The sequence below is a fragment of the Pseudoduganella violaceinigra DSM 15887 genome (assembly GCF_000425385.1).
GTDB classification, from domain to species: Bacteria; Pseudomonadota; Gammaproteobacteria; order Burkholderiales; family Burkholderiaceae_D; genus Rugamonas; species Rugamonas violaceinigra.
Window position 1 is genome coordinate 395,635 of the sequence record NZ_KE384357.1, and the last position, 13,774, is coordinate 409,408.

Annotated in this window: 14 protein-coding genes; 9 read left to right on the top strand and 5 right to left on the bottom strand. The window is 62.5% G+C overall.

Features of this window, described 5'->3' with window-relative positions; translation table 11 throughout:
- Positions 1-99: 99 nt before the first annotated feature.
- Positions 100-726, top strand: a complete 627-nt coding sequence (locus H597_RS0121480; protein WP_028103933.1) for a head GIN domain-containing protein — start codon at positions 100-102, stop codon at positions 724-726.
- Here the strand turns inward: H597_RS0121480 and H597_RS0121485 are convergent.
- Positions 710-1,384 carry a GNAT family N-acetyltransferase gene (locus H597_RS0121485; protein ID WP_035374851.1) on the bottom strand — a complete coding sequence of 225 codons (675 nt, stop codon included), beginning with the start codon at positions 1,382-1,384 and terminating at the stop codon, positions 710-712. The genes H597_RS0121480 and H597_RS0121485 overlap by 17 nt on opposite strands.
- A gap of 10 nt (positions 1,385-1,394) precedes the next feature.
- Here H597_RS0121485 and H597_RS0121495 point away from each other — a divergent pair, with 10 nt between their 5' ends.
- The 4 genes from H597_RS0121495 to H597_RS0121510 all read left to right on the top strand — a co-directional run bounded on the left by H597_RS0121495 (position 1,395) and on the right by H597_RS0121510 (position 5,091).
- Positions 1,395-1,736, top strand: a complete 342-nt coding sequence (locus H597_RS0121495) for a zinc ribbon domain-containing protein YjdM (protein ID WP_028103935.1) — start codon at positions 1,395-1,397, stop codon at positions 1,734-1,736.
- An 81-nt stretch (positions 1,737-1,817) separates the two neighbouring features.
- Positions 1,818-2,927 (top strand): HAF repeat-containing protein, encoded by a 1,110-nt coding sequence (locus H597_RS31955; RefSeq protein WP_051293992.1) that lies wholly within the window; start codon positions 1,818-1,820, stop codon positions 2,925-2,927.
- Positions 2,927-4,045 carry a DUF3466 family protein gene (locus H597_RS33500; protein WP_051293993.1) on the top strand — a complete coding sequence of 373 codons (1,119 nt, stop codon included), beginning with the start codon at positions 2,927-2,929 and terminating at the stop codon, positions 4,043-4,045. Before H597_RS31955 ends, H597_RS33500 begins: the two co-directional genes overlap by 1 nt.
- The gene (locus H597_RS0121510; RefSeq protein WP_051293994.1) at positions 4,042-5,091 is read left to right on the top strand and encodes an alpha/beta fold hydrolase; all 1,050 of its coding nucleotides are present in this window, start codon (positions 4,042-4,044) and stop codon (positions 5,089-5,091) included. Before H597_RS33500 ends, H597_RS0121510 begins: the two co-directional genes overlap by 4 nt.
- Positions 5,092-5,150: 59 nt before the next feature.
- Here H597_RS0121510 and H597_RS0121515 read toward each other — a convergent pair whose 3' ends face one another.
- Together H597_RS0121515 and rpoD are read right to left on the bottom strand one after the other, a co-directional pair.
- A complete protein-coding gene (locus H597_RS0121515) occupies positions 5,151-5,684 on the bottom strand; it encodes a hypothetical protein (RefSeq protein WP_154668215.1) in 534 nt (177 codons plus the stop codon).
- A gap of 47 nt (positions 5,685-5,731) precedes the next feature.
- Positions 5,732-8,200, bottom strand: coding sequence for an RNA polymerase sigma factor RpoD (gene rpoD, locus H597_RS0121520; RefSeq protein WP_028103938.1), 2,469 nt, complete (start codon positions 8,198-8,200; stop codon positions 5,732-5,734).
- Between the two features lie 340 nt (positions 8,201-8,540).
- On the opposite strand from rpoD, the gene H597_RS0121525 reads away from it, so the two are divergent.
- From H597_RS0121525 to H597_RS0121540, 4 genes are all read left to right on the top strand, one after another.
- Positions 8,541-9,017 carry a ProQ/FINO family protein gene (locus H597_RS0121525; protein ID WP_028103939.1) on the top strand — a complete coding sequence of 159 codons (477 nt, stop codon included), beginning with the start codon at positions 8,541-8,543 and terminating at the stop codon, positions 9,015-9,017.
- 2 nt (positions 9,018-9,019) lie between these two features.
- Positions 9,020-9,676, top strand: a complete 657-nt coding sequence (locus H597_RS31965; protein ID WP_035374852.1) for a 3'-5' exonuclease — start codon at positions 9,020-9,022, stop codon at positions 9,674-9,676.
- Positions 9,677-9,829: 153 nt separating this feature from the next.
- Positions 9,830-10,537, top strand: a complete 708-nt coding sequence (locus H597_RS0121535; protein ID WP_028103940.1) for a c-type cytochrome — start codon at positions 9,830-9,832, stop codon at positions 10,535-10,537.
- Entirely contained in the window at positions 10,534-11,817 is a 1,284-nt protein-coding gene (locus tag H597_RS0121540) for a cytochrome c (RefSeq protein ID WP_028103941.1), read from the top strand. Before H597_RS0121535 ends, H597_RS0121540 begins: the two co-directional genes overlap by 4 nt.
- Before the next feature lie 10 nt (positions 11,818-11,827).
- Here the strand turns inward: H597_RS0121540 and H597_RS0121545 are convergent, their stop codons facing one another.
- Complete coding sequence (locus tag H597_RS0121545; protein WP_028103942.1) at positions 11,828-12,940, bottom strand: type IV pilus twitching motility protein PilT; 1,113 nt, start codon at positions 12,938-12,940, stop codon at positions 11,828-11,830.
- 78 nt (positions 12,941-13,018) lie between these two features.
- On the bottom strand, positions 13,019-13,654 hold the full coding sequence (locus H597_RS0121550) for a class I SAM-dependent rRNA methyltransferase (protein ID WP_028103943.1): 636 nt from the start codon (positions 13,652-13,654) through the stop codon (positions 13,019-13,021).
- Positions 13,655-13,774 lie beyond the last annotated feature (120 nt).

The following is a 13,774-nucleotide window of genomic DNA, read 5'->3' on the forward strand; positions in this document are numbered from 1 at the left end:
GCAAGGAGCTGCAACAACGCCATGGCCATTTTGAAGCGGCCTCTTAGCAAAAAAGCCATAATTACGTCATAATCATGCGGTCTGATATGAGGAGATCGTATGTTTCGCTTGACGCTGTTGGCTGCACTGCTGTTGCCCTCCCTCGCCCTGGCTGAAGACCAGGTCCGCAAGTTCGATGCTTTCTACGGCATCAATGTCAAAGGCCCGATCAGCGTCTATGTCGACGTGGGCAAGGCGCAGACCGTTACGGTCAGCGGCCGCAAGGATTACATCAACAAGGTCAGCACCGTGGTCGAAGGCGGCGTGCTGCGCGTGGTCTACGACAAGGATGAAAAAGGGTCGATCAACGTCAAGGATGGCGACAAGATCACGGTCACCGTGCCGGCGCTGACCAGCTTCCGCGTACTGGGCGCCGGCGAGTCGCGCGTCACCAACATCGACGGCGAACGCATCGACATCAGCTTCGAAGGCGCAGGCGCGCTCTATGCCAGCGGCAAAGTCAAACTGCTGCGCATGAAAGGGCAAGGCGTTGGCGAAGCCAATCTCAAGGACCTGAAAGCGGAACGCGCCGACGTCAACTTCACCGGCATGGGCGACATCAGCCTGTACGCCAGCGATACCCTGAACCTGATTGTTGAAGGCATGGGCAACTTCACCTATTACGGCAATCCGAAGCACGTCAACAAATCGGCCAAGGGCATCGGCAACGTCAGCCCGGGCAAATAAGCCTCGCATGCGCCAGCTCGCGGCTTGCCGCATATCCCATTGAGCGGTACAGCGCCTGCGCACGGGCGTTGGCCGCGCCCACATGCAGCATGGGACGCACGCCCTGCTGCTGCATGCCGTACATAATGAATTCCACCAGCCGCCGCGCATAGCCGCGCCCCGTGAAATCCGGGTGCGTGCACACGGCGCTCACTTCGCGCATATGGCCCAGGTCCATGCGCTCTCCGCTCAGCGCCACCAGCCGGCCACCGGCGTCATGGATGCCGGCGTACCGGCCCATCTCGCCGGTGCGCGGGCGGAAGTAGCCCGGGAATGCAATATTGGTTAGTTCCACCATCGCCGGATCGTCCGCAGCCAGTACGCGGATCATCGAAATGTCCGGCGCGGCAAGCGGGCCGCCTTGGTAGACCATTTGCAGCACGCCCGCTAGCGGCTGCAGCGACCAGCCCTGCGGCAATTCCGGCATCGCGCCGAGAAAGTAATAGCCGCCGTCCGGGACGCCTGCCAGGTCCTCGGCGCTTAGCGGAACGCCCTGCTCGGCCACCGCGCAGAATGGCGCGACATCGGCCGGATAGCGCCGGGCCGCACCTGCCGGAATGCTAAAATGTTGCTGTGCGCTGTTCAGCGCAGCCCAGATCGGGTTTTCCAGTTCCTGCATACGAGTTCCAATGTCCAATTTCCCCGCCTGCCCCAAATGCCAGTCCGAGTATACCTACGAAGACGGCGATAACAATGTTTGCCCTGAATGCGCCCACGAGTGGCCAAAGCAGGCCGCCGAAGTGGCCGGCGAAACCGCGCGCGTCTACAAGGACGCCGTCGGCGCCATCCTGCAAGATGGCGACACCGTCACCGTGATCAAGGATCTGAAGCCAAAAGGCTCGGGTGGCGTGATCAAGCAAGGCACCAAAGTCAAGAATATCCGCCTGGTCGACAGCGACCACGATATCGACTGCAAGATCGAGGGCTTCGGCGCCATGAGCCTGAAATCGGAGTTCGTCCGCAAAGTTTAGTCATTACAATTTGTGAAGATTTTTTAGCAATATTGTCGTATAGTCTCCGGAGCAATTTTTATTCTCTACCGGAGACTATCCATGAAGCCTGCTTCGCTTGCCCTGGCCATCGCGCTGGTTCTGCCTTTCGCCCCACTCCACGCCGCCGGCCCGATGGGCGAACGCAGAGCGGAATCCAGCTCCATGACCGGCATTAACGCAGCAGGGGAGTCGGTGGGCGAAATCAAGGACGAGGATGGCCGCCGCCGCGCCGTCATGCTGTCGCAAGGCCGCCATATCGAGATCGGCACCCTCGGCGGCAGCGACAGCACCGCCAACGCCATCAATAACCAGGGCGTCGTCACCGGCGGCGCACTCACCGCCAACAACGCCTGGCACGCCTTCCGTTTCGACGAAGCCCAGGGCATCCGCGACCTCGGTACGCTGGGCGGCAGCAGCAGCGTCGGCACCGCCCTCAATCAATCCGGCCACATCGTCGGTTACGCCGACACTGCCGACGGCAATTACCACGCCTTCGTCGACAACGGTATCGGCATGCTGGACCTGGGCACCCTCGGCGGCAAGAACAGCTACGCCACCGCCATCAACGGCGCCGGCTACGTGGTCGGCGCCGCGCAGCTGCCCAACGGCTACCGCCGCGCCTTCCTGTACAAGCCGGGCAGCGGCATGATCGAGCTGCCGACACTGGGCGGCCGCATCAGCGTGGCGACCGCCATCAACGACCACGGCGTGGTGGTGGGCGCGTCCGAGATGCCCAACGGCGCCTGGCACGCCTTTATGTACGAGAACGGCCGCATGATCGACCTGGGCGCCATGATTGCCCGAGGCTCCAGCTTCGCCAACGGCATCAATAACCACGGCGACATTGTCGGCACCGTGAAAATCAAAGACCACGACGCACCGCATACCTTCATCTATAAAAATGGCCAGATGCAGGTGCGCGCAGCCTACGGAAGCCTTTACCTGACCCGCGACATCACCGAAGACGGCAAGGTGATCGGCTCGTCATACACCGGCCATGTGCTCAAATCCGGCGCCGTCGACTCGGCCCGCACCGACCATGGACTCAAGCCGGTCGACTGGCTCACCCTCGCCTTCCTGAGCCTGATTGCGGCAGTGGCGGCATTCAAAGTGCGCGACCGCATCCGCAAAGGATTCGACTTCGGCATCAAGATGCTGTCGCTGGCCTGATGCGCCGCGCGGCATTCGCATTGGCGCTGGCGGCGGCGCTTTGCGGCGGCATGGCCCACGCCGGCCCATTCGGCGGTTCAATCTCCGAATCCGTCGTCGCCAAGGACATGAACGCCGCCGGCGACACGGTACTGGAATCGATCACCGGCTACGGCGCCCGCCGCGCTTTCCTGCGCTCCGGCGGAATGCGCTATGAGATCGGCACCTTTGGCGGCGAAGAAAGCCGTGCCGCCGCCATCAACAGCGCCGGCGTCGTCACCGGCTCCGCGCAGACGGCGGACTTCAGCTGGCGCGCCTACCGCTTCGATATCAAAGGCGGCCTGCGCATGCTCGACACCCTGGGCGGCGCGAGCAGCGCCGGCGCGGCGATCAATGAAAGCGGCCACATCGTCGGCCATGCGGACACCTACGACGGCAGCTACCATGCATTCGTCGATACCGGTATCACAATGCTGGACCTGGGTACGTTTGGCGGCAAGAACAGCTATGCGCTGGGTATCAACGCGCATGGCGTCGTGGTGGGAGCCGCCGACCGCGCGAACGGTTTCCGCCGCGCCTTCATCTACAAGCCCGGCGTCGGAAAATTCGAAATCCCGGACGTCGGCGACCGGCACAGCGTCGCCATGGCAATCAATGACCAAGGCGTCGTGGCGGGCACCATGCAGATGCCCGACCGCAGCTGGCACGCCTTCACTTACGACGGCACACGCACGGTGGATCTGGGTTTGATGATGGCCAAAGGGAACAGCTTTGCCACCGCCATCAACAATCGTGGCGACGTGGTCGGCAATGTCAGGGTATGGGGCCGGGATACCCCGCTGGTCTTCGCTTACAGCAAAGGCCAGATGCAGGTACGCGACAACTTCGGCAACTTCGACCTGGCCCGCCGCATTGGCGACGACGGCCAGATCATCGGCGCCGGCGCCATGGCGCAGCGCATGCGCGCCGCCCGCATCTCGCACGACAAGCTGCAAACGGTTGGCTGGCCCAAACCTTTGGACCTGCTGACCTATGCGTTCCTGGCGATCCTCGCCACATTCTTCCTTTATAAAATCCGCGAACATCTGCGCGAAGGCGCCGACTTCAGCAAGCGGATGCTCATCCTATCCATCACATGAAAATTCGCCACCTCTTACAGCTCCTGCCGTTAACCCTCGCCCTGCCGCAATTGCCGGCTTATGCCCAAGCGTTCCCACCCGCCGCCAGTTGCAGCGCCGGCACGCCCGTTGACGAGAAAGGCTTTGTGCGCATCGGCGGTATGGACCAATGGGTCCGCATCAAAGGCAGCAACTGCGCCAACCCGATCGTTGTGCTCGTCCATGGAGGCCCTGGCAATCCGACCACGCCGTTTGCCGACAAGTTCTACCAGTCATGGGAAAAGGACCTCACCATCGTCCAGTGGGACCAGCGCGGCGCGGGAATGACCTTCGGGCGCACCCCGTTGACGGACGATATTCCCTTGAAGATTGAAGAGCTGCGCGACGACGGCATCGAGGTGGCGCGCTTTGCGGCCAAGCGCTTTGGGAAGGAGCGGGTCATCCTGCTGGGCGGCTCCTGGAGCTCGGTGCTCGGCGTGCACATGGCCAAAGCCGCGCCGGGGTTGTTCTGCGGGTATATCAGCTCGTCGCAACTGGTTGGAGAGTTCTCGGACCGGCGGAATATCGACGCCACGCTGGCGTTGGCACGCGCGGCCGGCGACCAGGAATCCATCAGCAAGATCGAGGCCCTCGGCCCACTGCCATGGACCAATCCACGCAACCCGGGCATTTTGCGCCGCGTGATGCGCAAATATGAAGCCATGAGCACCGAACCGGTGCCGAAGGCCTGGATGGGTGCCACGGCGGAATATGCGACGGCCAAGTATGATGCCGATTACGCCGCCGGCGAGGACTATTCCTGGTTGCAGTTTGTGGGCATGAAGGGTGACGGCATCGGCTCGAAGATCGACCTCTATAAGCTCGGGCCGAAGTTCGACGTGCCTTTCTACATGGTGCAGGGCGAGCAAGACCTGGTCACCATGCCTGAGCCAAGCCGGCGCTACTTCGATTTCATCCAGGCCCCTTACAAGGAATTCGTGACGGTACCGCGCGCCGGGCACGACCCGAACCCGCCAATGGTGGCAACCCAGTTGCGCTTGCTGAAGAAAATCGGCGATTGCCATTGATGCCCTGAGCGGAAACGCCGCCCTGGCGCCCAGGGCGGCAGCAGCGCGCATGGCCCGGATTAGAACCCCGGCACGCCTTTTTCCTTGCCAAGGGCGGTAAGCCGCTGGTTGACCAGCTCCCATGCGGCATCCGACGACTCGTCGACAATGCCAAGCTGCGTCATTGCTTTTTGCCCCAGGAGGCAGGTGGCGCGACGCTCGGCCAATTTGCTGTTGCTTGCTATCATTGGCACGCCTTCGAGCGCGTGGATCAGCGTCTTGAACTCCTTGTTCGCCTTTGCGCGCCGGGACTCCAGCGCCTGCCCCTGCGCGCTTCCAGTGGCAACATCGAGCGTGAGTGAGTTCGCCTCATTTTCGCTCAACGCCCCTGCCGCGACAATGCGGTCCTTCGCCTCCTCGTGGCGACGCTGCCGAGCGATCTCTTTTTCTTTAAGGGCGGCAAGCGCCGCCTTCAGGCGCATATTGAAATCGAATGCGTAATCCCCTGCTTTGACAGGGTCCTCACAGTCGATTTGCGTCTCGCCCTGCGCGGCGAAAGAGCACGCCAGCAGCATCAGGGCGGCGGCAAGACGGAATCGATTGGTTTTCATCATGGTGCGGGATAAAAAAAACGGAGGCCGCGGCCTCCGTTTCATATTGCTTACTTCTCGGTCAGGAACGTCTTCAGCTTGTCCGAACGCGAAGGCTGGCGCAGCTTGCTCATCGCCTTGGCTTCGATCTGGCGGATACGCTCGCGGGTCACGTCGAACTGTTTGCCCACTTCCTCCAGGGTGTGGTCGTTCGACATTTCCACGCCGTAGCGCATGCGCAGCACCTTGGCTTCGCGCGGGGTCAGGGAGTCCAGCACTTCCTTGATCACATTGCGCATCGACGCATGCAGCGCGGCGTCCAGCGGCGCCAGCGTGGTGTTGTCTTCGATGAAGTCGCCCAGCTGCGAATCGCCGTCCTCGCCCATCGGGGTTTCCATGGAAATCGGCTCCTTGGCGATCTTCATGATCTCGCGCACCTTGGATTCCGGCATTTCCATCTTCTGCGCCAGGGTTGCCATATCCGGCTCGGAACCGGTTTCCTGCATGATCTGGCGCGAAATGCGGTTCATCTTGTTGATGGTTTCGATCATGTGCACCGGCACGCGGATGGTACGGGCCATATCCGCGATCGAACGCGTGATCGCCTGGCGGATCCACCAGGTCGCGTAGGTCGAGAACTTGTAGCCGCGGCGGTATTCGAACTTGTCCACCGCCTTCAGCAGGCCGATATTGCCTTCCTGGATCAGGTCCAGGAACTGCAGGCCGCGGTTGATGTACTTCTTCGCGATCGAAATCACCAGACGCAGGTTGGCCACGGTCATTTCGCGCTTCGCCGTGCGCGCACGCTTTTCGCCGGCGGCCATCTGCTTGTTGATCTTGCGCAGGTCGGCCAGCGGCAGCGCGACGCGCTCCTGCAGGTCGATCATCTTGTTCTGCAGTTCCTTGATGGCAGGGACATTACGGCCCAGCACCGCGCTGTACGGATAGCCGGCCGCCACTTCGCCGTCCACCCAATCCAGGTCGGTTTCATTGCCCGGGAAGACCTTGATGAAGTGGGCGCGCGGCATTCCGCAGCGGTTCACGCACAGCTCCAGCACGGCGCGCTCGATCGAACGCACCTGCTCCATTTGGCTACGCAGCGTGTCGCACAGCTTCTCCACCACTTTCGCGGTGAAGCGGATGCCCAGCAGCTCGCTGGAAATGATTTCCTGCGCTTTCACGTACGCCGCATTGCCATAGGCGGCCTTGCACATCTTGTCGTACTGGTTCGAAATCAGCGCGAACTTGGCCAGCGCATCGTCCTTCAGCTGCGCCAGCTGCTCGGTCGAATAGCCGGCGGCGCCGCCGTTGACATCGCCGTCTTCTTCCTCGTCGTCCAGCTCCTCGTCCTCATCTTCCTCATCGGCGGCAGCTGCCACCTTGGAAGGCGCCGGAGCCGGCGCGTCTTCGTTCAGGTCGACGAAGCCGTCCACCACGTCGTCCACCTTCATCTCATCCTTCTCGATCTTCTCGGCCAGGGCCAGGATCTCGCAGATGGTGGTCGGGCAGGCGGAAATCGCCTGGATCATGTCGCGCAGGCCGCCTTCGATACGCTTGGCGATCTCGATTTCGCCTTCGCGCGTCAGCAGCGCCACGGCGCCCATCTCGCGCATGTACATGCGGACCGGGTCGGTAGTGCGGCCGAAGTCGGAGTCCACGGTCGACAGGGCGGTGGCGGCAGCGGCTTCCACCTCATCGTCGCTGGCGGCGGTCGGCACGTTATCGGACAGCAGCAGCGCCTCCGCATCGGGCGCGCGCTCGTACACGGCGATACCCATGTCGTTGAAGGTCGCGATGATACCTTCGATCGCTTCCGGATCGACGATGTTTTCCGGCAGGTGGTCGTTGATCTCGGCGTAAGTCAGGTAGCCGCGGTCCTTGCCCAGGTTGATCAGGTTCTTGAACTGGGTGCGGCGCTTTTCCAGCTCCTCCGCGTTGGCGCCGTCGGTCATGCCGAAAGCGTCGATGCCCTTGGCCTTGCGCTCGCGGGCCTTGGACGCGGCCTTCAGTTCAGCGCGTTCCACGGCGTTCAGCGCCGCCACTTCATCGTTTTCCGGGGTGAATTCGCTCGGCTTGCGGCCGCGGCGGCCAGGCACTTTCACTTGCGGCAGCAGGTAGCCGGAGGTGTCAATCGCCGCCAGCACCGCAGCGTCGCGCACCTCGGTCACGGCGGCGGGGCCGGCGGTCACGATCACTGGCGCAGCTTCTGCGGCCTTTGGCTTGCGCCCGCGCGGCTTCGGCGCAGGCGCCGGCGCTTCTTCAGCAATGATGGCCAGCGACACAGGCTTGGCAGCGGCAGTCTTGCGGGCGCGGGCCTTGACAACCGCGTCGCCAGATTCCGCTTCAACCGGCGTTTCGACAGCTGGCACGGCGGCCAGGCGCGAACGGGTTTTCTTCACGACCGTGACTTTTCCTGCTTCCTCTTGAGCATTGTCGATCACATAGGAAAGGCTGGTTTTCGGCACAGCCAGCGGAGCGCTGGTGGTGGCAGAGCCAGTGGATTTCTTGGCGGACAACGTCAGGGTCTTAGGTTTCGTCATTCAATATCTCTCTACACGCCCCAAGGGGAACGCTTATCGATGGCTCGGATTCAGGGATAATCGGGAAAAGAAAAAGCCCGCTTGACCGGGCTCGATTCCGATGATTCAGTGATTAGAGAGGGCACATGCCCTGGAACTGGTCTACACAGGGCGGCGCGGCCCCGGCCGAAAACTCTTTACCAATCTGAATTCGCACCGTCCTGCATTTGGTGCGTCGGCCATTATACAAGCATTTGTGCTGCACCGCACCCTTTAATTCGATATCAGAACAACATCATGAGCTAAAACACAATGCGCCGAGCGCACGCATCGTGGTATGCTGGCGGCTCTTGATTAACCAATGATGTCGATGAACACTAGCACTACCCCACAGCAGCCGGCCGAAGACCAGGCCACCGCACCTGCCGCCCCCAATTCCGCGCGCGCCCTGCTCAAGCAATTGCAGCAACAGTTTGCCCCGTTCCGCGACAGCCTGCCGCTGTCCATCGGCATCGACAAGCAGCTGGTCGCCGCGATGCCGGAACTTAACCGCAAGCTGATGCGCGCTGCGCTGGGCATCCACACTTCCTCGCAGCGCTACCTGCGCGCGATGGAAAAAGCCACCGTGCGCTACAACCTCGATGGCAGCACCGGCGCCGAAGTGACCGATGAACACCGCAAGCACGCCAAGGAAACCCTGGCGGAACGCCATAAGAAGGAAATGGAACGCCGCAAGGCCGAACGCGCCGCCGAGCGCGAGGCCGCGGCAGCGGTGGAAGCCGACCGCCGCCGCGCGGAGAAGCTGCAGGCCCTGACTGCCAAATTCTCCAAGAAGTAAGAATGAGTGCGGCGCCAGAAGCGGTTCCGGAGCTGCCTCCGTATGAAGGCATCCGCCTGGCCGACGTCCGGCTCGTCAAATCCGCCGCCGATGCGCAGGCTGCGCATGCAGCCTTGCTGGCGGCGGACGCGATCGGTTTCGATACCGAATCCAAACCCACCTTCGTCAAGGGCGAGAGCTCGGACGGGCCGCACCTGATCCAGTTCGCCGACGACCGCCATGCCTGGCTGTTCCAGGTCGGCGATTCGTTTCCCTACCTGGACACCGTCAAGGCCATCCTCGAATCGGATGCGACGCTGAAGGTCGGTTTCGGCCTGTCCGACGACATCAAACGTGTGCGCGCCAAGCTCGGCATCGAGCCGCTCAAAGTGGTCGACCTGGGCGTAGTGCTGCGTGTGCCGGGCCAGAAGAACGACCTGGGCGCCAAGAGCGCCGTCGCCAAGTACTTCGGACAAGCGCTCACCAAGTCCAAAAAGATCTCCACCACCAACTGGGCCACGCCGCGCCTGAACGAGAAACAGATCCTGTACGCCGCCGACGATGCCCAGGTTGCGCTGCGCGTGTACCGCCACTGGATCGGCATCGGCAACGTGCTGCCGCCGATCAAGCCGCCCAAACGCCCCAAAGCCGGTAAACCGGTGTCAGACCCGAGGGTCTGACACCGCAACGCCGCCACCGCAGGGCGTGTCAGGCACTCGTGCCTGACACCGGTTTACCGGTTTTCGCCAAGCTCCCGAGAGTGGCCCTTCCGAGCCTGTTATTCTTTGCATTGCAGGCGTATCCTTGTCTCACCACAAGAAACCGGATTCATCATGCGAATTTTCTCAGGCATCGTCCCATTTGCCGCATTGCTTGTGCCGCTGGCCGCGATTGCGGCGCCGGCCAGCCTGCCCGATACCATCGAAAAGCGCGCCGCCGCCTGTGTCGCCTGCCACAAGGCCAACGAACAAGGTGACGCCTTTTTCCCGCGCATTGCCGGCAAACCCGCCACCTACCTGTACAACCAGCTGCTGAATTTCAAGGAAGGCCGCCGCCAGTATCCGATGATGACCTATATGGTCCAACAACTGCCGGATGCCTATCTGCGCGAAATCGCGCAATACTTCTCAGCACAGCACGCGCCCTACCCGCCGCCGGCCCCCACCAACGCGACGGCGCAAATGATCGAGCGTGGGCGCGTGCTGGTGCACCAGGGTGATCCGGAGCGCAAAGTGCCGGCCTGCGTGGCCTGCCATGGCGACACCATGACCGGCGTCGCTCCGGCGATCCCGGGCTTGATCGGCCTTCCGCGCGACTATCTCAACGCGCAATTCGGCGCCTGGCGCAACCAGAAGCGCAAGGCGCACGCACCGGACTGCATGGGTCAAGTGGCCAACCGCCTGAGCGACGCCGACGTGGCTGCGGTGACAGGCTGGCTGGCGGCCCAGCCGGCCGATTCCAACGCACGTCCCGCCACCTCCTTGCCCAAGCCAATGCCGATGGAGTGCGGCGGCGTCCCTTCGACAAAGACCGAACCATGAAACGCAACACTAAGATTGCCATCGCCTTGCCGCTATTGCTGCTGGCCGCAGCCCTAGCATTCGTCTGGCCGAAGCACGACATCGGCCCGGCGCCAAGTAGCGCCGCGCGGAATATGCCGCTGGAAGAAAAGGTCGCGCGCGGCGCCTACCTGGCCAAGACCGCCGACTGCATGGCATGCCATACCACCCGCGGCGGTGCGGCCTTCGCCGGCGGCCGCGCCCTGCAAACGCCATTCGGCAATGTGATCTCGCCAAATATCACCGCCGACAAGGAAACCGGCATTGGCAACTGGAGCGCCGACGAGTTCTGGAACGCCCTGCATAACGGCAAAGCCAGGGACGGCCGCCTGCTCTACCCTGCTTTCCCGTACACGAACTACACGGCGATGACGCGCGACGATTCAGACGCAATGTACGCCTACTTCCAGACCATCGCCCCGGTGAAGCAGGCCAGCCAGCCGCATACGCTGCGCTTCCCCTACAACCAGCAGGCCATGCTGGCGGTCTGGCGCGCACTGTATTTCAAGCCCGCCGTGTATGCACCTGATACATCCAGATCAGCGGAATGGAACCGCGGCGCCTATCTGGTGCAAGGCCCCGGGCACTGCATCGCCTGCCACAGCGAGCGCAATGCACTGGGCGCGAGCGATAAAGGCTTGTCGGGCGGCTTGATCCCGGTTCTGGGCTGGTACGCGCCCTCGCTCACTTCCGACCGCGAGGCCGGCCTGGGAGGCTGGGAGGTCAAGGAGATCACCGACCTGCTCACGACCGGCATTTCGCAGCGCGCCACCGTGTTCGGCCCGATGGCCGAAGTGGTGCGTGAAAGCCTGCAGCACCTGAGCGAGGAGGATGCGCGCGCCATGGCCGTCTACCTGAAATCGCTGCCCGACGAAAGCGGCAAGCGCGAGCCTTATGAACGGTCGAAAGAACCGGAGGCGGCGGCCTGGCTGGCCGCTGGGGAAAAGATCTACCGCAAGCAGTGCATGGACTGCCACGGCGAAAAAGGCGAAGGCGTCGCACCGCACTACCCGCCCCTGGCCGGCAACCGCGCGCTGACGATGGATGAAGCGGTGAACCCGATCCGCCTGGTGCTGAACGGCGGCTTCGCGCCGGGCACCGCGGGCAACCCGCGCCCCTACGGCATGCCGCCTTTCAGCCATGCCCTGGGCGACGCCGAAGTGGCGCAAGTGGTGTCCTACCTGCGCTCCGCATGGGGCAATAACGCCCCGCCAGTGACCAGCGTGGTGGTCAACCGCTACCGTAACGTCCCTCTGGATTGAACGATGAAAATTAAAGCATGTCGGCGAAGCCGAGGCGGTCGGTGGTGGCGTGGCGGGCGTCTTCCACGCTGACTTTTTTCTCTGCCAGCAGTTTGCGCAGGCATTCGTTCATGGTGTAGCAGCCGGGGGCGGACTTGCTCTCCATGACTTTGCGCAGGTCGGCCACGTTGCCGCTTTCGATCACGGACGCCACCTCCGGATTCACGCTCAGGCTCTCGGTGGCCAGGAAGTAGCGGTCGCCTTCCAGCGCCGGCATCAGCGCCTGGCACAGCACGCCGCGCAGTGCATGCGCCAGGGCCTGGCGCTGCGGTTCGGTGTTGCCCAGCAGGCGGATCATCTTTTGCAGGCCCAGCTCGATCGAACGTGCGTGCAGGGAAGCCAACACCAGCGGGCCCGATTCGGCCAGCGCCAGCGCTTCGTGCGCCGTTTCCCCATCGCGGATTTCACCGATCACGATCACGTCCGGACGTTCGCGCAGCGCATCCTTGGCGCCCAGATCGAACGTTTCCACGTCGCCGTCGAAGCCCACTTCCCGCTGGGTGATCACGCATTTGCGCTGCGGGATCAGGGTTTCCACCGGGTCTTCAATGGTGATGATGTGGCCCGAGCGGTTCTTGTTGATCTCGTCCAGCATGGACGCGATGGTGGTCGACTTGCCTTGGCAGGTATCGCCAATAATCAGCACCAGGCCGCTCGACAGCTGTGCGAATTTTTCCTCCGCCGGGCGCAGGCCCAGGGACGCCAGCGCCAGCGGTTCCTTCGGGAAGCGGCGGATCACGCAACCCAGGCGCTTTTTGCCCTGGAAGCTGAAGCAGTTGGCACGGATGCGGGCCGTATGCAGGTCTATTGCGCGGTCGAATGCCCGGTCCTGGATACGTTCGCGCCAGTTCGGTTCCACCACTTCAAAGAATTCTTCCAGCTCTTCGCGCGTGATCGGCGAATCGGTCACCGCCACCAGGCCCTTTGGCTGGCGCAGCAGCAAAGGGCTGTTCTGGTGGATCAGGATATCCGAAAAGACGAGTTTGGAGTTAAGCAGGTGAAGGATTTGCTCGACGAGGGTGCCGAAAACGGGGTGGTCTTCGTTTTCGATATAAGTCAGGGTGCGAATTTGCGAGTGTTCCATTGTGCCAGTGCTCTCCAATTGATACGCGTGATTCTATTTCATTTGCGCAATGGAAGGTAAGTGGCTAGTGAACAACATTTATTTCGGATATTCAAATCCAGTGCGAATATCGTAAGGAAAACTGCGTCCGCGCTCGCTCACCATCAGACGCTGGGGCGGCTCGTCCCCCGCCAGGGCGCGCGACTTGACGTGCAAGCCTTCGCCTTCGCGCATCAGCTTGTCCGCCCGCTCATATACATTCTGGCAACCCGTTTCGGCGATCAGCGCCTGCACAATGCCGATTTTCCATGCGTCGACCGCGGCGGACTGGAATTGGCACACCAGGTAGCCGTCCTTGCCGCCATAGCTATGCACCAGCAGGCCCGACAAGCCATCCTCATCGCCCAGGACAATCGGTACCAGTTCGTCGGGACGGGCCGACTGCAGGGTATGGATGCGCCGTGCAACGGCGGCGCGCACGCGGCGCTTCACCATGGCATGGTCAATCGGCTCGTCTTCGCGCAGGGTCCAGACACGGGCGGCAATCTGCGATTTGGCGTTGTACGCGGCGCGGGCCAGGAATTGGCGGGACGATGTGAGCACGGTGGCGGTGGCGCCCGGCTTGTTTTTCTCGGCAGGCCGCCCGTCGACGCGCTCAATGGCGGACAGGTAGATATGGGGGTCGCCGGCAAGGATGGATTTTTCCTTGCCTTGTTTGATGATGATTGTAAGCATAAGCGAAATGATACAGGAGCCGCGCCCGGTCCCCGGGAATTGCATTCTATTCCCCCCTGGCGGCGTCCTGTCGCATCGGGCGAACCGGGCGGCCGCGGCTCGGATACGATCCTTCCATCG

Bases quoted from the DNA above. Each gene is read 5' to 3' on its own strand.
- H597_RS0121485 (WP_035374851.1), bottom strand. From the start codon at position 1,384: ATGCAGGAACTGGAAAACCCGATCTGGGCTGCGCTGAACAGCGCACAG.
- rpoD (WP_028103938.1), bottom strand. From the start codon at position 8,200: ATGACGAAACCTAAGACCCTGACGTTGTCCGCCAAGAAATCCACTGGC.
- H597_RS31955 (WP_051293992.1), top strand. From the start codon at position 1,818: ATGAAGCCTGCTTCGCTTGCCCTGGCCATCGCGCTGGTTCTGCCTTTC.
- H597_RS0121535 (WP_028103940.1), top strand. From the start codon at position 9,830: ATGCGAATTTTCTCAGGCATCGTCCCATTTGCCGCATTGCTTGTGCCG.
- H597_RS0121495 (WP_028103935.1), top strand. From the start codon at position 1,395: ATGTCCAATTTCCCCGCCTGCCCCAAATGCCAGTCCGAGTATACCTAC.
- H597_RS0121525 (WP_028103939.1), top strand. From the start codon at position 8,541: ATGATGTCGATGAACACTAGCACTACCCCACAGCAGCCGGCCGAAGAC.
- H597_RS0121545 (WP_028103942.1), bottom strand. From the start codon at position 12,940: ATGGAACACTCGCAAATTCGCACCCTGACTTATATCGAAAACGAAGAC.
- H597_RS0121515 (WP_154668215.1), bottom strand. From the start codon at position 5,684: ATGATGAAAACCAATCGATTCCGTCTTGCCGCCGCCCTGATGCTGCTG.
- H597_RS0121550 (WP_028103943.1), bottom strand. From the start codon at position 13,654: ATGCTTACAATCATCATCAAACAAGGCAAGGAAAAATCCATCCTTGCC.
- H597_RS0121510 (WP_051293994.1), top strand. From the start codon at position 4,042: ATGAAAATTCGCCACCTCTTACAGCTCCTGCCGTTAACCCTCGCCCTG.
- H597_RS31965 (WP_035374852.1), top strand. From the start codon at position 9,020: ATGAGTGCGGCGCCAGAAGCGGTTCCGGAGCTGCCTCCGTATGAAGGC.
- H597_RS33500 (WP_051293993.1), top strand. From the start codon at position 2,927: ATGCGCCGCGCGGCATTCGCATTGGCGCTGGCGGCGGCGCTTTGCGGC.
- H597_RS0121480 (WP_028103933.1), top strand. From the start codon at position 100: ATGTTTCGCTTGACGCTGTTGGCTGCACTGCTGTTGCCCTCCCTCGCC.
- H597_RS0121540 (WP_028103941.1), top strand. From the start codon at position 10,534: ATGAAACGCAACACTAAGATTGCCATCGCCTTGCCGCTATTGCTGCTG.